Source organism: Streptomyces hainanensis, assembly GCF_004348415.1.
Classification (GTDB): Bacteria; Actinomycetota; Actinomycetes; order Streptomycetales; family Streptomycetaceae; genus Streptomyces; species Streptomyces hainanensis.
The window spans coordinates 1-2,204 of record NZ_SMKI01000751.1; the positions used below are offsets into that span (position 1 = coordinate 1).

A 2,204-nucleotide genomic window follows, 5' to 3' on the forward strand; every position below is an offset into this window, starting at 1 on the left:
CGGACGCCGGAGCCGGCCACGATGCTGGCGACGGGCACGAGCGCGGGGAAGGAGGGCAGCACGAACAGCTCGGCGAGGCCGCTGGTGACGGCGGGGTGCCGGCCGGCGATCGCGGCCGTGCGCCGGGCGTAGGCGGGGTCGTCGGAGACCAGGCGGGCGGGGTCGATGTGGTCGCTGCCGTGGTTGACGACGCGGACCACGCCGTCCTCGCGGGTGCCGGAGACCAGCCAGCCGGGCGGGCCGAGGGTGCGGTGGTGGTCCGACTCCTCGATGGCGAGCGGGGATTCGGGCGCGGTCCACACCGGGTGGTCGGCGGGCAGCAGCAGCCCGGCGAAGCCCTTGGCGGCCCAGTACGGCGAGGCGGGTCCCGAGTACTCCTGTCGGATGCGGGGGAAGGCGTGGTGCCAGCCGAGGCTGAGCAGCCCGTCCTCGCGGACGGCGCCGTGGTCGAGGAAGTGGGTGAACGTGGCGGTGGCGAGGCGGCGGGTCTCGCCCGGTGGCAGCGGGGTGGCGTCGAACAGCGCGCCCGTCCACACCGGGGCCAGGGCGGCGAAGCGGTAGGTCAGCGACCGGCCCTGGATGAGCGGGGAACCGTTGCCGCCGGTCAGGAGGCGGTGGTCCTCGAGGTGGCGGCGGAGCCGGTCGCGGTAGCGGTCGAGGAGCCCGGGCGGGGCGTCGGCGCCGAGGATCCGGCAGAACCACGGCGGGTAGAAGTGCATGGCCCAGCCGTTGTAGTGGTCGAAGTTGCGGTGGGCGCCGCCGGCCAGGCCGTCGGAGTACCAGCCGTCGCCCGCGTACCAGGTGTCGGTGAGTTCGACGGTGCGGTCCAGGTCGCGCTGTTGCCAGGAGCCGCCCACGGTGCGGGCGAACGCCTCGGTGACGGCCTGGAACCAGATCCAGTTGTTGCCCGGCATGCGGTCGCCGACCATCTCACCGAGCCAGGCCAGCAGGTGGCCCTGGGTGCGGGCGGGCAGCCGGTCCCAGATCCAGGGGCGGGTCAGGTGCAGCGCGAGGGCCAGGGAGGCGGCCTCGCACTTGGCCTGGTTGCGCTCGGAGAACCGGGGCCAGCGCTCGGGCCCCTGGGGGTCGGCGCCGGCGACCAGGCCCTCGGCGTACCACTCGGCGAGGTGGTGCGGGTCGTGTCCGCCGTCGCCCGCGAGCCGGAAGGCGGCGAGGAGGAAGGTGCGGGCGAAGCCTTCGAGGCCGTCGCTCCAGGCGCCGTTGGCGCTGGCCGGTCCCGGGAGGCGGATCTGTGCGTGGTGGTCGGTGGCGTGCGGGCGTACGGCGAGCAGCAGCCGGTCGGCGGTGCGGGTGAAGGTCGTGCGCGGCGGGGTGGGGCTCGGGTCCCGCCGGTCGGGTGCGGTCATGCGGTCCCCTCGGAGGCGTGGGCCGATGCAGGGAGTATGTAAATCCAATGGATTACCTTAAGTCAATGCTCCGACCTCACGAATTTCGACGGATCAGCCGCTTTCGCCGTCCAAGTCACGCCTGAGACGACCAGAACCCGGCCTCCACTCCCCACAAGTGGTCGGTTAGTACTTTTACAACGTGCCGGTCGGGGTGTTGGATGGCCGGATGCATGACGTACCGGAACTCGCGCTGTCGGACGCGGAACGGGAGGCGTTGCGGGCCTGGTCGGCCGGGCGCCCCGACCGGGAGGTGCGCGCGCGCATCGTGCTCGACGCGGCCGCCGGCGCCTCGGTCTCCGACACCGCGCGGGCACTCGGCCTCTCCCGGCCGACCGTCTCGTCCTGGCGCCGGCGCTACGCCGAGCACGGGCTCGGCGGCCTGGAGCACCGCCCGCGCAGCGGGCGCCCGCCGCAGGTCGACGAGGCGGACGTGGTCGCGGCCACGGTCGCCGGCCCGCCGGCGCCGCGCCGCGCCTGGTCGGCGCGCGCGCTCGCCGACCACCTCGGGATCGCGCACTCGACGCTCGGCGCCGTCTGGCGCCGGTGGGGCGTGGACGGCGCGGGCGATCCGCCCGTCACGCCCCCCACCGCGCCGCCGCTGACGCTGCGTCGGCCACGGCTGCTCGGCCTCTGGCAGGACGGCGACGACGTGGCCCTGGTCCTCGCCGACGGGCCCGGCGAGGACCGGGCGCCCCACCTCCCGGCGCCGGCGGAGGAACGCGTCGCGCGCGGCGCCGAGTTGACCGAGGCACTCGCCGGACTCCGCCGCGCCGCCCGGGAACCGGGCCCCGGCCC

2 protein-coding genes are annotated in these 2,204 nt (G+C 75.4%); one reads left to right on the forward strand and one right to left on the reverse strand.

Annotation, left to right across the window (positions count from 1 at the left end; all coding sequences use genetic code 11):
* Nucleotides 1-1,367: DUF2264 domain-containing protein (locus E1283_RS35550; RefSeq protein WP_132822288.1), on the reverse strand; the 1,367-nt coding region annotated here is incomplete at its 3' end.
* Between the two features lie 208 nt (nt 1,368-1,575).
* On the opposite strand from E1283_RS35550, the gene E1283_RS35555 reads away from it, so the two are divergent.
* Nucleotides 1,576-2,204 (forward strand): helix-turn-helix domain-containing protein (locus E1283_RS35555; RefSeq protein WP_132822289.1); only part of this gene is annotated, 629 nt, incomplete at its 3' end.